This is a genomic window from Nibribacter ruber (assembly GCF_009913235.1).
Lineage (GTDB): Bacteria > Bacteroidota > Bacteroidia > Cytophagales > Hymenobacteraceae > Nibribacter > Nibribacter ruber.
On the sequence record NZ_CP047897.1, the window covers coordinates 3,404,041 to 3,419,606 of the forward strand.

General features: G+C 49.2%; 12 protein-coding genes and 1 tRNA gene. 9 read left to right on the forward strand and 4 right to left on the reverse strand.

What is annotated here, in order from left to right; genetic code table 11:
* Positions 1-678 precede the first annotated feature (678 nt).
* The gene (locus tag GU926_RS14315; RefSeq protein ID WP_160693067.1) at positions 679-1,725 is read right to left on the reverse strand and encodes a threonine aldolase family protein; all 1,047 of its coding nucleotides are present in this window, start codon (positions 1,723-1,725) and stop codon (positions 679-681) included.
* Between the two features lie 233 nt (positions 1,726-1,958).
* On the opposite strand from GU926_RS14315, the gene GU926_RS14320 reads away from it, so the two are divergent.
* Positions 1,959-2,270 (forward strand): hypothetical protein, encoded by a 312-nt coding sequence (locus GU926_RS14320; RefSeq protein ID WP_160693069.1) that lies wholly within the window; start codon positions 1,959-1,961, stop codon positions 2,268-2,270.
* 163 nt (positions 2,271-2,433) lie between these two features.
* On the opposite strand, the gene GU926_RS14325 is transcribed toward GU926_RS14320, so the two are convergent.
* The 3 genes from GU926_RS14325 to pheS all read right to left on the reverse strand — a co-directional run bounded on the left by GU926_RS14325 (position 2,434) and on the right by pheS (position 4,820).
* Positions 2,434-2,507 (reverse strand) — tRNA-Asn (locus tag GU926_RS14325).
* Between the two features lie 175 nt (positions 2,508-2,682).
* Positions 2,683-3,549, reverse strand: a complete 867-nt coding sequence (locus GU926_RS14330; RefSeq protein WP_160693071.1) for a 3-hydroxyacyl-CoA dehydrogenase family protein — start codon at positions 3,547-3,549, stop codon at positions 2,683-2,685.
* A gap of 245 nt (positions 3,550-3,794) precedes the next feature.
* Positions 3,795-4,820, reverse strand: coding sequence for a phenylalanine--tRNA ligase subunit alpha (pheS, locus tag GU926_RS14335; RefSeq protein WP_160693073.1), 1,026 nt, complete (start codon positions 4,818-4,820; stop codon positions 3,795-3,797).
* Between the two features lie 873 nt (positions 4,821-5,693).
* Between pheS and GU926_RS14340 the strand changes: the two genes are divergently transcribed.
* The 8 genes from GU926_RS14340 to GU926_RS14375 all read left to right on the forward strand — a co-directional run bounded on the left by GU926_RS14340 (position 5,694) and on the right by GU926_RS14375 (position 15,503).
* Positions 5,694-6,536, forward strand: coding sequence for a LiaF transmembrane domain-containing protein (locus tag GU926_RS14340; protein WP_160693075.1), 843 nt, complete (start codon positions 5,694-5,696; stop codon positions 6,534-6,536).
* 19 nt (positions 6,537-6,555) lie between these two features.
* On the forward strand, positions 6,556-7,632 hold the full coding sequence (locus GU926_RS14345; RefSeq protein WP_232058340.1) for a sensor histidine kinase: 1,077 nt from the start codon (positions 6,556-6,558) through the stop codon (positions 7,630-7,632).
* Positions 7,629-8,372, forward strand: a complete 744-nt coding sequence (locus GU926_RS14350) for a LytR/AlgR family response regulator transcription factor (RefSeq protein WP_160693077.1) — start codon at positions 7,629-7,631, stop codon at positions 8,370-8,372. Before GU926_RS14345 ends, GU926_RS14350 begins: the two co-directional genes overlap by 4 nt.
* Before the next feature lie 258 nt (positions 8,373-8,630).
* Positions 8,631-9,239, forward strand: coding sequence for a TetR/AcrR family transcriptional regulator (locus GU926_RS14355; RefSeq protein WP_160693079.1), 609 nt, complete (start codon positions 8,631-8,633; stop codon positions 9,237-9,239).
* Positions 9,240-9,245: 6 nt separating this feature from the next.
* A complete protein-coding gene (locus GU926_RS14360) occupies positions 9,246-10,604 on the forward strand; it encodes a TolC family protein (RefSeq protein ID WP_160693081.1) in 1,359 nt (452 codons plus the stop codon).
* Positions 10,605-10,640: 36 nt separating this feature from the next.
* Complete coding sequence (locus GU926_RS14365; protein WP_160693083.1) at positions 10,641-11,771, forward strand: efflux RND transporter periplasmic adaptor subunit; 1,131 nt, start codon at positions 10,641-10,643, stop codon at positions 11,769-11,771.
* A gap of 57 nt (positions 11,772-11,828) precedes the next feature.
* Positions 11,829-15,224, forward strand: a complete 3,396-nt coding sequence (locus GU926_RS14370) for an efflux RND transporter permease subunit (protein ID WP_232058342.1) — start codon at positions 11,829-11,831, stop codon at positions 15,222-15,224.
* A 21-nt stretch (positions 15,225-15,245) separates the two neighbouring features.
* On the forward strand, positions 15,246-15,503 hold the full coding sequence (locus tag GU926_RS14375) for an acyl carrier protein (RefSeq protein ID WP_160693085.1): 258 nt from the start codon (positions 15,246-15,248) through the stop codon (positions 15,501-15,503).
* The last annotated feature ends 63 nt before the right edge of the window (positions 15,504-15,566 follow it).

A 15,566-nucleotide genomic window follows, 5' to 3' on the forward strand; every position in this document is an offset into this window, starting at 1 on the left:
AAATTTATACATTAGCCTAAGCGTCCGCTCATTTAAATTTGCAGCATTTGGCCTTTATATGTGTTTTAAATGATATTGTTCAGGCTCTTCTGAGTATCTAAAAACTCATGTTGGACGAAGTAAAATATTGGAGTATCCAAGACCCGTTTTTTGGGTGTTTTCCAGAAAACAAGCCAAAAACAACCAAGGCCTAAAACCGGAACAATACAGATTGGCATCCAGAGAAAAAATTAGCGAAAACCTGAGAAAAAAATTCTTGGCAAGGGTTAATTTTCAGGTAAATACACTTAAGCGCGCCAAGCTTTCCTTTAAGCAACGACCCTTCTTGGCTTAGAGATAACTGATAAGTCTGTTGAGAGTCCTGTTCAAGAGACTATTTGAGAGCAAGTTGAATGATGGGCTCTGGAGTTTCATGAGCGCCATGTCTTTGTACTAGCTTCGGCTTTGTAGCGCATGCCTTGGCTAGAGTCTACCATAGGAAGCGCTTCATCTTACTAGAAACTTGCAGCAAGCCTTGGCTGATTTGGTCCTGTCTGAGAAACGGTACACGCCTAGTTGGTAGCCTGATTATGCTTTTGCTAAACGTAAAACGGCCTCTGTCTCTACTCAAGAAACAGAGGCCGTTCCATCGTTTTTGGGCAGTTTTTCAGGAAACTGCCCAAAAACAGAAGGAGGGTACTAATGGGTGCTCGTTGGCGTAGAGAGGCTTTTTACATCATGCAGAAACTGGTCTACTTGTTCCTGCGGTGTGGCCCAGGAAGTAATCAGCCGGACAGCTGACAAGCCGTCAGCCATTTTTCGCCAGACAAAGAAGCCGTATTTCTTGTTCAGTTCCAGGATGAGCGCGTCGGGTAGAATAGGGAAGATTTGGTTGGTTTGGGCAGGCGTCAGGAAGGTGTAGCCCAGGTCCTGCAAGGCAGTGGCCAGTTGCTGGGCTAGTTGGTTGGCGTGTCCTCCCAGCTCAAACAGCAGGTTGTCCTTTAGTAACTCCGCGAACTGCGCGCCAAACAATCGGCCTTTGGCCATGAGGGCCCCGCGTTGCTTGATGTAGTATTTAAAGTCTTTCTTTAAAGCCGGGTTGGCCAGAACGATGGCTTCCCCAATAAGGCCGCCGCACTTGGTGGCGCCCAGGTAAAAGATGTCGGTGAGGCTGGCAATGTCTGCCAAGGTCATGTCATTGCCAGCCGCTGACAAGGCCATGCCCAGGCGCGCACCGTCCATGAAAAGGAGCAAATTGTTCTCATGGCAGAACTGGGAGAGGGCGGTCAGCTCTTGCTTGGTGTAGATGGTGCCAATCTCCGTGGAGTTGGAAATGTAGACCATTCTAGGCTTGACGGTGTGGTACTCTGGAAACTTGTTCAGCAGCGGTTCTATAAGCCTAGGTGTGAGTTTGCCATCTGGTGTGGGCACTGTTTCAATCTTATGCCCGGTAGCTTCAATGGCGCCGGCCTCATGGTTGTTGATGTGCCCTGTCTCTGCGGCAATCACAGATTCATACGACTTCAGGAAAGCCCCCAGTACAATAAGGTTTGCCAAGGTGCCGCCCGCTACCAAGTGCACATCTACGTCTGGTCTCTGACAAAGCGCTCTAATGGCAGCCACACTTTCCAGGGTGGCCTCATCATTGCCGTAGCCAGGCTGCTGGGTCAAATTGGTTTCGGATAACCGGCGGAGGATGTTGGGGTGGCAGCCTTCGCTGTAGTCATTGGTGAAGCTATAGGTCATGGGTTATTTGCTAGAGGTAGTAAAGTCTGCTAAAGATAAGCGTAAAGCCATAAAAGATACACCAACCCTGTGGGATAGCTTGAAGTAAGATTTTTGACTTCAAGGTTCTAATGGAGCCTGTCGTGGCTGCGTAAATAATAGATACTCAAATATTTATCGTTCGTTTGAAACTATAATGATTTTGTGAATGTCATAGGATTATGTAAATCTGTAACACGTATAATCTTTTGGCTATGAAGCAATTCGAAAGTAATATTCTGCCTTTTATAACAGACAACACGCTGGTCTTTTCTACCTCCAGGAAAAGCAAATGTTCTATAGAGATGGACAGGTTTCTGAGAGAATTCAGGTTGATAGCCGCCATAACCACAGATTACAATAGCAACCAAGCCTATTATTTTGAAAGCAACCTAGACACGAACATCACCATGCGGATTCAGCTCATGAACCGCACCATTTCTTGCATCTTGGCTCCTAACAGCTATTTTGAAAAGCACCTCACAGATATTTTTCTGCAGCAACAAGATTCCCTTTCTTTAGAGTAATTACCAAAATGAGCTAGTGCTGTTAACTAACGCTGATCAAGCGAAGAAGGAGTGCGGCAAGAGCTACTTATAGAAAGTCTGCAGCAAAAATAAAGAAGGGGCTGCGGGAAGCACAAAACCCTGAAAACAAGAAAAGCCATCATTGCTGATGGCTTTCTGTTTGCTCCCCCTCTTGGGCTCGAACCAAGGACCCCATGATTAACAGTCATGTGCTCTAACCGACTGAGCTAAGGAGGAGTTTACTATTCGTGACCGTGGTGTTGAATAGTGATGCAAAAGTAATGGGTGCAGTGTGATTACGCAAGCATTGCCCAATAAAATTTTATCCTTTTTACTAACTGCTTGAAAATGAAAACAGAAAATTTATCCTTTTTGGGCTCTTTTCCAGAAAACAGGCTAAAAACGGCTCTTCTTATTTGGTGGCAGGGTAGTCATAGAAGCCTTTGCCTGTCTTCCGGCCGTGGTGACCCGCGTCTACTTTCTGCTGCTGCCAGCGGCTGGGCCTAAACTTGGGGTCATAATGAAAGGCCTCAAACATGGCGCTGGTCACTGAGAAGTTGGTGTCCACCCCAATCAAATCCATCAACTGGAACGGCCCCATCTTAAAACCAGAGGCTTGCATCAATCTATCTATGCTTTCATGGCTGGCTACGCCTTCTTCCAGCAGCTTCAAACTCTCCACGTAAAAATGACGGGCCACGCGGTTCACAATAAAGCCAGGCGCGTCCTGGGCCAGCACCGGCGTCTTGCCCAGCTTTATGGCCAGCTCCTTCATAAGCTGCGTCACCGCTGGGTCCGTAGCAGCGCCGGAAATTACTTCTACCAGTTTCATGATAGTGGCCGGGTTGAAGAAGTGCAGACCCACTACGCGCTCGGGCTTTTCTACCTTAGCCGCAATGCGGGTGATGGGCAATGATGACGTATTGGAAGCCAGGATAGTTGTGGCCGGGTTTTGGTCAGCTATTTCGTTTAATATGCTGTGCTTCACCTCCAGACGCTCAATCACGGCCTCAATCACCACCTCAGCGATGACCTGCAACACATCTGTGGTGAACGTAAGACGTTCCCAAATCTGAGTTTGCTGTTCTTGGGTCAGTTTTCCTTTATCTACCAGCGTGGCCAGAGACTTCTCTGTAGTGGTTTTGGCTTTCTCCAGCACCGTTCCATTAATATCATATAGTACCGTCTGGAAGCCACTTTGTGCGCACAATTGTGCAATGCCTTGGCCCATGGTGCCGGCGCCAATCACGGCTATGGTTTTGATGTCTTCTAAGGTCATTTGGTCAAATTTGGAAATTTGAAGATGTGAAGATATGGAAATTTGGAGATGTGAAGATTTGGAAATTTGAAGATGAAGTAATGCCTGAGACTCTTCTAAAACAATAAAGCCGTTTTTGGCCTGATTTCTAGAAATCAGGCCAAAAACGGCTTTATTGTTTCAATTGCAGAATTTCAAATCAGAAAGTCCGAAGGATTATTCTCCCATCTTCAAATTTTCAAATCTCCTCATCTTCAAATCTGCAATTACATTCCAGTAAACTGTCTCAAGAAGCGCACGTCGTTCTCAGTGAACAGGCGCAGGTCTTTAATCTGGTACTTGAGCATGGTAATACGCTCAATGCCCATCCCAAACGCGAAGCCCGAGAATTCCTGAGAATCAATTCCGCAGTTCTCCAGTACATTAGGGTCTACCATGCCTGCGCCTCCAATCTCTACCCAGCCAGAGCCTTTGCAAATGTTACATCCCTTGCCTTTGCAAATGTGGCAGGTGATGTCAATCTCAGCACTCGGCTCGGTGAACGGGAAAAACGAAGGTCTGAACCTGATTTTAGTATCCTGCCCAAACAACTCCTGCACGAAGTAATACAACGTGTCCTTCAGGTCTTTAAAGCTCACGTTGCGGTCAATGTACAAGCCCTCAAACTGATGGAACATGCAATGCGCCCTTGCCGAGATAGCCTCGTTGCGGAAAACGCGTCCCGGCGACAAGGTTCTGATAGGCGGTTTCTGGTGCTCCATCACGCGTACCTGCACGGTAGAGGTGTGAGTGCGCAACAGCATGTCTGGGTTCTTGCTCAAGAAGAACGTGTCCTGCATGTCGCGGGCCGGGTGGTTGTCCGGGAAATTGAGGGCAGAGAAATTGTGCCAGTCGTCCTCCATCTCCGGGCCTTCCGAGACATTAAAGCCAATGCGCTCAAATATTCTGATAATCTGCTCCCGGGTACGCGCCAAGGGGTGACGGGCACCCAAGGCATTTGGCACTGGAGGCAAAGTGAAGTCCATGCCAGCCAATACATCTGGCGTAGCATTCTGCTCCAACTCTTCCTGACGGGCGTCAAACTTCTGCTGGGCCAACTGCTTAAGCTGGTTCAGTTCCTGGCCCACCTGCTTGCGCTGTTCCGGGGCCACGGTTTTTATCTCGTCAAACAAAGCGGCAATGCTCCCTTTCCGGCTCACGAAGGTGTTCTTGAAAGCCTCCAGTTGCTCTTTGTTCTCTATCTCAAAGGCTTCTACCTCTTGCGTCAGTCTCTTGATGTTCTCGAATAGCATAGCACAAAGATAAAGATTAACCGGGAATGCTAGCATAGTCGCGAGTCTAGAGTCGCGAGTCCTGAGTCAGGAATTCGTTTTTGGGGTGTTTTTCTTGGAATGAGGCCCAAAACGGCTATAGGCGCAGACGCTCGCAGGTCCTCTCGGACGCTACGAGGTCTTGGTTAGTTATGAGTCTTGGGTTGCAAGTCAACAGTGCTCCCACCCGCGCAGGGTGATGAAGGCATTGCAACTTCTCAAACAGCAGTGCGCCTGCCCTTGACTGAGGGAAAAGAGACTGGTCAATTTAAGTCTCTTTTCACGAAGGAGAAAGTAATGACTGTTCGATTGGCAGAGGCGTAAGCTTACCATGAAACGAGTCACGCTGGCCAGGTGCAGAGTCTGAAGAAAAGACTGTCCGAGCGTTCAGCGAGTTTCTTTTCTTCTTGATTCTTTTGGTTACTTTTCTCATCAAGGAGAAAAGTGACATACCTGAATAGAAAGCAAGAAAGAGGAGTTTGGTAGTAAGGTATTGGCAGGCAGTTCTGATTATTGGTGATAACCAACAACGGCTAACGGAATGACCCACTAGTTTAAACACCCCTCTCCTGAGCTACGCACGCTGCCTCAAACTCGCGTTTGGGCAATCCTCAAGGGGAGAATCTGTGCTTGGCCAAGGATGTTGCAAGAAGCCACAAGTCGTTTTTGGCCTAATTCCCAGAAAACAAGCCAAAAACGGCATTCTCCTTCCATTCACCTCCTTCGGTAAAAATCCCTCCCGCCATTCACCTACCAAAAACCGTCATTCACCTACTTTCTGCCAGAGCTAACCTATTAGCCATTGTGGCTGGTACACTAAGGCTATACATTTGAATCATCCTAACAACAACAACTATGGAAACGAACGATAGAATCACCTCGAAAAATTACAGGGGCTATGAGCCAACCAGAAACAACGGCGGTCGCATCATGGCCGGATTGATCATTGTCCTGGTTGGCGTGGCCTTGCTGGCCAACCAACTATATGAACTGCACCTGCCGCGCTGGGTATTCTCCTGGAAGATGCTTTTGATTGTGATTGGTCTATACACTGGTTTTAAGCACAACTTCAGAAACATCGGCTGGATTTTCCCCTTCGCCATTGGATCTGTATTCTTATTGGAGGACATTTACCCGGCGCTAAACTTTAAGCCGTACTTCTGGCCGGTGCTGTTGATTGGCTTTGGTCTGTACATGATGTTGCGTCCAAGACACCATTCATATTCACCGGGCAAAGGATGGAAAAGCCCAACCCAACCTTTGCCGGGAGCAGGAGCAGGAGCGGGGAGTGCGTATGCTAGTCCTTCGTATGCTGCGCCTACGGCAGAAGAGGCGTTTGACCCGGCCAACGTTTCAAAAGACGACTACATCAACGGAACGGCCATTTTTGGCGGCATCAAGAAAAGCATCATCACCAAAAGTTTTAAGGGCGGACAGATCACCACGTTCTGCGGCGGCGCCGAGTATAACCTGACCCACGCAGATTTGCAGGGCGAAGTGGTCATTGACGTAACCATGATGTTTGGCGGCACCAAGCTGGTGATTCCTCCGGACTGGAAAGTGCGCTCAGAAGTGGTGGCCATCTTTGGCGGAATAGACGAGAAGCGCTCCATGGTGGCCCCTTCCATCCAAGGCGACAAGGTGGTTATCTTAAAAGGCACGCTCATCTTTGGTGGAATTGACATCAAAAGTTATTAATTGCAGCTAGGTTGACCGTATGGAACTGTCCATCCACCCGCCACTGCTAACCTCTACCCGAACTGACGCCATGCCCTCGTTTAAAATCATTCTGCTGTACCTGGGCTGGGGCCTGCTCTGGGCAGTAGTGCAAACGCTGGTGTTGTACCAGTTCGGGTTTAGGGGGCAGACAGTGGTGATAGATGCGGTATTGACCAACGTGCTGTTGCTGGGCAGTGGCTACGTGATGGCTACCGCTCTCCGGTACTACCAGCTAGAGCCCAAACAGATTGCTTATTTGTTGGGCTGGAGCGCCGGATTAGCCAGTTTCACCGTGTGGCTGTACCTGATGGGAATTGATTGGCTACTGGATGGACAAGAAGAGTATCTGGCTTTTGTGCACCAGTCGTACCCGGTGCGGGTGGCGTTTGCCTGGCTCATGATCCTGTTCATTGTCTTGCAGAACTGGCTCTGGTACTACACCAAAGAGAAGCAGCAAGCCGAAGACCGCAAAACCGCCACGGAGAAGATGGCCCGCGAAGCCGAGCTGTTCACGCTCAGACAGCAACTGCAGCCGCACTTTCTCTTTAATAGCCTCAACTCCATCAGTGCGCTGGTACGCACCAAGCCAGATCTGGCTAAGCAGATGGTGCAGCAGTTGTCAGATTTTCTAAGAGGCACGTTGCGCAAAGACGGACAGATGTTGATTCCTTTGTCTGATGAACTTCACCACCTGCAGATTTACCTGGAGATTGAGAAAGTGAGGTTCGGGCATAGGTTGCAGACCCAGGTAGAATGCCCTGAAGAATGCAAAGACCTGCAACTGCCTTACCTCTTGTTACAGCCCATAGTAGAGAACGCCATCAAATTCGGGTTGTATGACACGCTAGGCGACACGCTCATTAAAATCACCGCCCACTGTGAGGACGGGCTATTAGTAGTTTCTACTGAGAATCCCTTTGAGGCCAGTTTGCTTTCTCCTAAACAAGGCACGGGCTTCGGGTTGGACTCGGTGCGCCGCCGGTTGTATTTGCTCTTTGGCAGACTAGACCTGGTCAGCACCCAGCAACACGAAGGCACCTATATTACCACCGTTAAAATTCCGCAACCGCTATGATTACCTGTCTGGTTATTGATGATGAGCCATTGGCCCGTACCATTGTCTGCGAGTACCTGCTCAACCACCCAGACATTGCGCTGGTGCAGGAATGCAACAACGGCTTTGAAGGCGTGAAAGCCATCCAGCAACATAGTCCGGATTTGATTTTCCTGGACATACAAATGCCTAAAATCAACGGCTTTGAGATGCTGGAACTGGTAGAGCACATGCCGGGCGTCATCTTCACCACCGCCTTTGACGAATTTGCCATCAAGGCTTTTGAGGCCAACGCGGTAGATTACTTGCTCAAGCCTTTTACCCAAGAACGGTTTGACGCGGCCATTCAGAAGTGGCGCCAAAAACAAGGCCAGCAGGTAGCTGAGGTTCCTGCAGCCAACCTGCAGGAAGTAGCTCACAAACAGCCCGAGGAACAATTACGCATCGTGGTCAAAGTCAACAGCGACATCAGGATCATTCCGGTGCAGGACATTGAGTACCTGGAGGCCTATGATGACTATGTGAAGATTCATACCGGCGCGGGCTGTTTTCTAAAAAAGAAGACCATGGGATATTATGAAAGCACGCTTGACCCCAGCCAGTTTGTGCGGGTGCATAGGTCGTACATGATTTCCCTGTCGCAACTCACCCGCATAGAACCCTTGGAGAAAGACACCTACGTGGCGCTACTCAAAAAAGGCACGCGCGTTCCACTCAGCAAAAGCGGTTACAGTAGGCTCAAAACTGTTTTAGGTATTTAAAGCCGTTTTTGGGCTGTTTTCTAGAAAGTAAGCCAAAAACGCTGCGCACTTCATCCTGTATTTTAACCTGTTCAGGAAGAAATTAAAGCCTCTGGTCAGATTCCAGTCCTTTTGCTGTGATGGCTTGACTAGCTTTCGGCTTACCTACCTTTTGTGTACATAAGTGAGAATAGATAGCCTGAAATTAAGTTAGATGGAAACTTTGGAAACAAAAATAGTTTCCAGTAGGTTTGCCGCAGATTTGACTTATCTGGGTACATGAGAGAGAGAATTTTACAGGAGGCTTTGCTTTTGTTCTTCCAGCGGGGAATTAAGGCGGTCTCTATGGATGACGTAGCAACTCATTTAGGAGTGTCTAAAAAGACGATCTACAAGTGGTTCGCTAACAAGGATGAGCTGGTGTATGAAGGCATGAACCAGCACATCAATGGCATGGAAAACACCTGTTGTCAAGCCCTGGATACGGCCAACAACGCCATGGAAGCCATGTTTCAGGTAGTAGAAATGGTGCGCGGCCTTATGCGACAGGTGCACCCCACCATTTTCTATGATTTACAGAAATATCATCCAGAGGCCTGGAAACTGTGGATTGAGCATAAAAACAATTTCTTTTTAAAGCATACCAAGGAGCACCTCCAGAGAGGCATCAAAGAGAAGCTGTTCAGAGAAGACATTGACGTGGAGATTGTGGCCCGCCTTAGGTTAGCCGAGGTGGAGATTAGTTTCAATTCTGACATTTACCCTGCCACCCAGTTTGACCTTCAGAAAGTTCAGATTGCCTTGTTAGAGCATTTCATTCTAGGACTTGCCACCATCAAAGGCCACAAGCTGGTCAATCAATACAAACAGATCATTGAAGAAGAATAAAACCCTATGAAAAATTTACCCAAAGTCAGCAGGCTTCTTTTCTGCGGGCTTCTATTCATGTTGCTCTCCACCACCTCTAGTTGGGCACAAGACAAGACCTTTACCTTAGCACAAGCCATTGACTATGCCTTGCAGAACAAAGGAGCCGTGCAAAACGCGAAGGTGGACATTGAAATTGCCAAAGCCCGGGTAGGAGAGGTGAGGGCCATCGGGTTGCCACAGGTATCTGCAGGCGTAGACTATAGTAATAACCTGGCTATTCAGCGCGTGTTCTTGCCAGCAGCCTTCTTAGGCGATCCTACCCCAGGAGCGGTGGTAGCCGTGCCTTTTGGAACCAAGCACTCTAATAGCATTGCCTTAAACGGCAGCCAACTGTTGTTTGACGGGTCTTACTTACTAGGGTTAAAGGCGGCACAAGTCTACACGCAGCTTTCTGAGAAAGCTTTAAAGCAAACAGAAATCCAGGTAGCCGATGCGGTGACCAGGGCCTATTACAGCATTCTCATCACAGACGCCCGCGCGGCCTTGGTAGACCAGAATTTAATCAGGCTGGACTCTATGCTCCGTGAGACCCGCATCTTGAATAAGAATGGGTTTGTGGAGAAAATAGATGTAGACAGGTTAAGCGTGACCAGAAACAACCTGCAGTCTGAGCGTGATAAGTTACGCAGTCTGCAAGAACTGGGCGTCAATCTGCTTAAGTTCCAGATGGGCATGCCGCAAACCCAGCCCATTACGCTGGCCGGCTCCATTCAAGAGGTGATAGTGGCTTCAGAACACCAAACCGCCACCAGTGACTACGCCAACAGAATTGAATACTCTCTCTTAAACACCAACCAAGAGCTGGCTACCCTCAACTTGCGCAACAGCAAGGCCGGTTACTACCCAAGGCTGGTCTTAACGGGCCGGTACGGAGGCAATACCGCCAGTGATGATTTCGGGGATATGTTTGACAAGAACAGCTACTTTCAATTTGCCGGCATAGGGCTAGGGCTCCAGATTCCGGTGTTTGATGGGTTTGCGAAGAAGTACAAAATACAGCAGAACAAACTGGCGCTTCAGAAAATTGAGGTGGGCAGAAAAGACTTGGAACAGGCCATAGACCTGCAGGTGGTACAAGCCAACACCTCCGTCAAAAATGCCAGAATCCAGCTAGACGCCCAGGAAGAGAACCGGGAGTTGGCCCAGGAAGTGTTGCGCGTGGCCAGGGTAAAATACAGAGAAGGCGTTGGCTCCAGCATTGAGGTGTTGAATGCAGAAACCTCTTTAAAAGAAGCGGAGACCAATTATTTCAGTGCGCTTTATGACCTGGTAATCTCTCAGGTGGACTTACGCTTAGCCAACGGCACCCTCTTGACGCAATAATTTTCATTAGTGACTATACAGAAACATTTCAGATACATGAAAAAGCAACTACTTACCGCCCTTACTCTAGCTGTTCTAACCACGGCCTGCGGCGGCGAAAAAGATAAAACGGTCCAACTGGCAGACCTTAAAAAGCAACAAGCAGAAATCACCAGCCAGATTGCCACGCTAGAAGGCGAATTGCAGAAAGAAGGCAAAGGCACAGCACCGGCAGTAGTGGCCGTACCAGTGTCTGTGGTGAAGGTGCAGCCAGAAACCTTTAAGCATTACCTAGAGGTGCAAGGCAAGGTAGACTTTGACCAGAACGTGATGGTGAGCGCCAAAATGCCCGGCGTCTTGACCAGCGTGCGCGTAGTGCGCGGTGACAAGGTGGGCAAAGGCCAGACCTTGGCCAGCATTGACGCCAGCGTGTTGGACCAGCAGATTGCCGCCCTTCGGCCAAACCTGGACTTGGCCCGCACGGTGTTCCAGAAGCAGAAAAACCTGTGGGACCAGAAAATTGGCACTGAGATTCAATACCTGACCGCCAAAAACAATGTGCAAAGCTTAGAGCGTCAGATTGCAGCCATGCAAGAGACCAAGGCCCAATACACCATCACCTCACCCATCTCTGGGGAGGTGGATGAGGTGATACCTAAAGCGGGAGAAGCGGTTTCACCCGGTATTGGCATCATTAGAGTAGTAAACGCCAACAGCGGTAAGATTGTGGCAGACGTGTCTGAGGCCTACGCGTCTCAAGTGAAAGAAGGAGATGAGGCCATGGTCTTGTTCCCAGACATCAATACGGAAGTAGCCACTACCGTGCGCGTGGTGGGTAAGAACATTAACCCAAGCACCCGCGCCTTTACAGTAGAGTTAGGCGTGAAAGACGCTGACCGCGGCAAAGTGAAGCTGAGCCCCAACATGGTAGCCGTAGTACGCATACAAGACTATGTGAAAGAAGGAGCCTTGGTGTTGCCGGTGAACCTGGTGCAGAAGGATGAGCAAGGAAGTTTTGTATATGTGGTAGAGCAGAAGGGCAACCAGCGTGTGGCCACCAAGCGCAACATCACGGTAGGCACCACCTATGCCGGTAAGATGGAAGTCTTGACCGGCCTCAACGCCAATGACCAAGTGATTAGCGCCGGCGCTCAGAATCTGAACCCAGGCCAAGCAGTAAGTTTTTAAGAAGAGTGATGTTAGGCTGTGGTGCATGCCAGGGCCAGCCCTTAAAATTCCAACAGAATGGAACAATCCAATAACATTAAGGAATTCAAGCCCACCAGTTGGTCTATTGATAACCGAACCAGTATTTACATCATTACGCTCCTTATTGCGCTAGCCGGTATCATGGCCTACAACCGCTTGCAGAAGGAGAACTTCCCAGACATTGTGATTCCTACCATGATTGTGACTACGGTGTACCCAGGTACCTCGCCGTCAGACATGGAGAACCTGGTGACGCGTCCTATTGAGAAGCAGATCAAGTCATTGTCTGGCGTCAAGAAAGTGACGTCAACCTCTATGCAGGATTTCGCCATGATTACTGTGGAGTTCAATACAGACGTGGAGGTGGAAGCAGGTAAGCAACGCGTGAAAGACGCGGTAGACAAAGCCAAAACCGATTTGCCGACCGACTTGCCACAGGCACCCAACGTGCAAGAGATTAGCTTCTCAGAGATGCCCATCATGTACGTAAACCTCTCGGGTAACTTCAGTGCTGAGCGTTTAAAGACCTTTGCCGAGGATCTGCAGGATCGGATTGAAGCCCTGCCAGAGATTACGCGCGTAGACATTGTGGGTGCCTTGGAGCAAGAGGTGCAGATCAACGTGGACATGTACAAGATGCAGGCCGCTAAAGTCACCTTCGGGGATATTGAGCGCGCCATTGCCTTAGAGAACATGACCATTTCTGGTGGTACTGTGCGCGTAGGTGAGATGAAACGTGCTGTGCGTGTAGTGGGTCAGTACACAGATCCCACCGCCATCGGTGACATTGTAGTGAAATCCTTAACCGGTGCCAACATCTACCTGCGGGACATTGCCCAGGTAGTAGACACGTTTGAAGAGCGTGAGAGCTTCGCACGTCTGGACAACGAGCCGGTTATCACCTTGAACGTGGTGAAAAGAAGCGGCGAAAACCTGATTGAGGCCTCAGACAAAATCAATGAGATCATCAAGCAGACGCACGGCAACCAACTACCCAAAGACCTGAAGATTACCGTCACCGGTGACCAGTCCACCAGCACGCGTCACTCACTAAATGACCTCATCAATACCATCATCATCGGTTTTATTCTGGTGACCTTGATTTTGATGTTCTTCATGGGAACCACCAACGCCTTGTTCGTGGGCTTGTCGGTGCCTATCTCCATGTTCCTGGCCTTCCTGGTCATGCCAATGTTGGGCTTCTCTCTGAACATGATTGTGCTGTTCTCCTTCCTGCTGGCTTTGGGGATTGTGGTGGATGACGCCATTGTGGTGATTGAGAACACCCACCGTATTCTGCACCAAACGCATTGGAATATTTTCAAGTCGGCCAAAGCGGCCGCCGGTGAGGTATTCATCCCTGTATTGGCAGGCACCCTGACGACGGTAGCTCCTTTCTTGCCCCTGGCGTTCTGGCCAGGCATCATTGGTAAGTTTATGTTCTACCTGCCTATCACCTTGATCATCACGTTGATGGCATCCCTGATTGTGGCCTTCATCATCAACCCGGTGTTTGCGGTTTCGTTCATGGACCGCGGCGAGGCGAAAGACCCGGCCAAAGAAAAAAGAACCTTCCTGTTGTCCTTGATTATCATGGGAACGGTGGCCTTGGCGGCCTATGCCATGGGTTCTATGGGCATCGGCAACTTGGTGGTAGTCATCATGATTTTTGTGGCCCTAAACAAATACGTGTTCACCAGCTGGATCAATAAATTCCAGTCTACTGTGCTGCCAGCCTTTATGACGCGCTATGAAAATTTATTGCGTTGGATGCTGGTAGGCAGACGTCCTTATGGCGTATTGGGCTTTGTAGTAGGCCTTTTGATTCTGTCTTTCGTGGTGACGGCCATTAGGTCGCCAAAAGTGGTTTTCTTCCCGGACGGTGACCCTAACTTTGTGTACACCTACATTAACATGCCCATTGGTACAGACCAGTCGGTGACGGATTCTGTGACCAAGATAGTGGAGCAGCGCGTGCATAACGTTATGGGCAAAGACAACCCGAACGTAGAGTCTATCATTTCTAACGTAGCCATTGGCGCCGGTGACCCTAACAGCCCAAGCATTCAAGCAGAGTCTAACAAAGGCAAGGTGACCGTAGCGTTTGTAGACTATCAATACCGTGAGCCAGGCGTTAGTACCAGTACCTACTTAGATAAAGTGCGCGAAGCGGTGAAAGGCATCCCGGGTGCTGAGATTACGGTAGAGAAAGAACAGAACGGTCCGCCGGTGGGCAAGGCCATTGTGGTAGAGGTAGCCGGCGAAGACTTCCAAGGTTTAATTGCCCTGTCTAAACAAGTGGAGAATTACCTGGACTCTGCCCAGATTGCTGGAATTGAAGACCTACGCACCGACTTGCAGGACCAAAACCCAGAGATTACCATTGAAATTGACCGCGTACGCGCCAACCGCGAAGGCCTGAGCACCGCCCAGATTGGGTCTGAGATTAGAACGGCCATCTTCGGGAAGGAAGCTTCTAAGTTCAAGAAAGACGAGGACGAATACCCTATCCAGATACGTTATTCTGAGCTGTACCGCAAGAACATTGACCAGTTGCAGAACATGGTGCTCACCTTCCGGGATGCGGCTGGAGCGGTAAGACAGGTGCCGGTTTCGGCGGTAGCCAACGTGAAGTACTCTACCACCTACGGCGGCATCAAACGCAAGAACCTCAAGCGCGTAATTACCCTTTCATCTAACGTGTTGGGCGGTTACAACAACAACGAGGTGGTGGCCAACATCCAGAGTGCTCTGACCCGTTTCAATGCGCCTGAAGGCTATGAGATTAGAATGGGCGGGGAGCAGGAAGACCAGCAAGAGACCATGGACTTCCTGGGGTTGGCTGGTATGGCGGCCCTTGGGCTTATATTCTTGATTCTGGTAATGCAGTTTAACTCCGTCTCTAAGCCCCTCATTATTTTGTCAGAAATTATTTTCTCGGTCATAGGGGTATTGCTGGGCTTCTCTGTCTTTAATATGGACATGTCAGTGGTGATGACCGGTATTGGTATCATTGCGCTGGCAGGAATAGTGGTGAAGAACGGCATCTTGCTGGTTGAATTCACCGATGTGCTACGTGAACAGGGCTTGGAATTGAAGGAGGCTATTGTGATGGCGGGCAAAACCCGACTGAACCCAGTGATTCTGACCGCTACTGCCGCCATCTTAGGGTTGATTCCGTTGGCCATTGGCTTGAACATTAACTTCTTCACGCTCTTCTCTGAGTTTGATCCGCACTTCTTCTTGGGTGGTGAAAACGTGACGTTCTGGGGCCCGCTGGCCTGGACCATCATCTTCGGGCTGAGCTTCTCTACGTTCCTGACTTTGCTGGTAGTGCCTATGATGTACCTGATCAATGAGAAAATCAAAAATCGGGTGTTGCCTAAGCGCAGAAAGCAAAAACATGTCGCCGTACCTGTTGTGACTCATTAGAATTATTAAGTTTTTACCCATATGATAACTGCTACAACACCTTCCATTGCCAAAGAGGTAGTCAAAATCATCAGCAAAACCAAAAAGGTGCAGCCGTCACGCTTGCGTGAGACGTCTAACCTGAGCAAGGAGTTTGGCTTTGACACGGTAGACGTGGTAGATATTATCCTTCAACTTGAGAAGAGCTTCAAGATTGTGATTCCGGACGAAGTGCCGTTGAACACCGTGGGAGACTTTGTAGAATTCGTGTCTACGCATACCATGCGCCAGGCCAGCTAGATTTTATTTTTAATTGCTCATTTAACTCAGAAAGGCCAGGGGATCTTCCCCTGGCCTTTCTTT

Coding starts and splice junctions, on each gene's coding strand:
- GU926_RS14315 (WP_160693067.1), bottom strand. CDS start 1,725: ATGACCTATAGCTTCACCAATGACTACAGCGAAGGCTGCCACCCCAAC.
- GU926_RS14320 (WP_160693069.1), top strand. CDS start 1,959: ATGAAGCAATTCGAAAGTAATATTCTGCCTTTTATAACAGACAACACG.
- GU926_RS14330 (WP_160693071.1), bottom strand. CDS start 3,549: ATGACCTTAGAAGACATCAAAACCATAGCCGTGATTGGCGCCGGCACC.
- pheS (WP_160693073.1), bottom strand. CDS start 4,820: ATGCTATTCGAGAACATCAAGAGACTGACGCAAGAGGTAGAAGCCTTT.
- GU926_RS14340 (WP_160693075.1), top strand. CDS start 5,694: ATGGAAACGAACGATAGAATCACCTCGAAAAATTACAGGGGCTATGAG.
- GU926_RS14345 (WP_232058340.1), top strand. CDS start 6,556: ATGGAACTGTCCATCCACCCGCCACTGCTAACCTCTACCCGAACTGAC.
- GU926_RS14350 (WP_160693077.1), top strand. CDS start 7,629: ATGATTACCTGTCTGGTTATTGATGATGAGCCATTGGCCCGTACCATT.
- GU926_RS14355 (WP_160693079.1), top strand. CDS start 8,631: ATGAGAGAGAGAATTTTACAGGAGGCTTTGCTTTTGTTCTTCCAGCGG.
- GU926_RS14360 (WP_160693081.1), top strand. CDS start 9,246: ATGAAAAATTTACCCAAAGTCAGCAGGCTTCTTTTCTGCGGGCTTCTA.
- GU926_RS14365 (WP_160693083.1), top strand. CDS start 10,641: ATGAAAAAGCAACTACTTACCGCCCTTACTCTAGCTGTTCTAACCACG.
- GU926_RS14370 (WP_232058342.1), top strand. CDS start 11,829: ATGGAACAATCCAATAACATTAAGGAATTCAAGCCCACCAGTTGGTCT.
- GU926_RS14375 (WP_160693085.1), top strand. CDS start 15,246: ATGATAACTGCTACAACACCTTCCATTGCCAAAGAGGTAGTCAAAATC.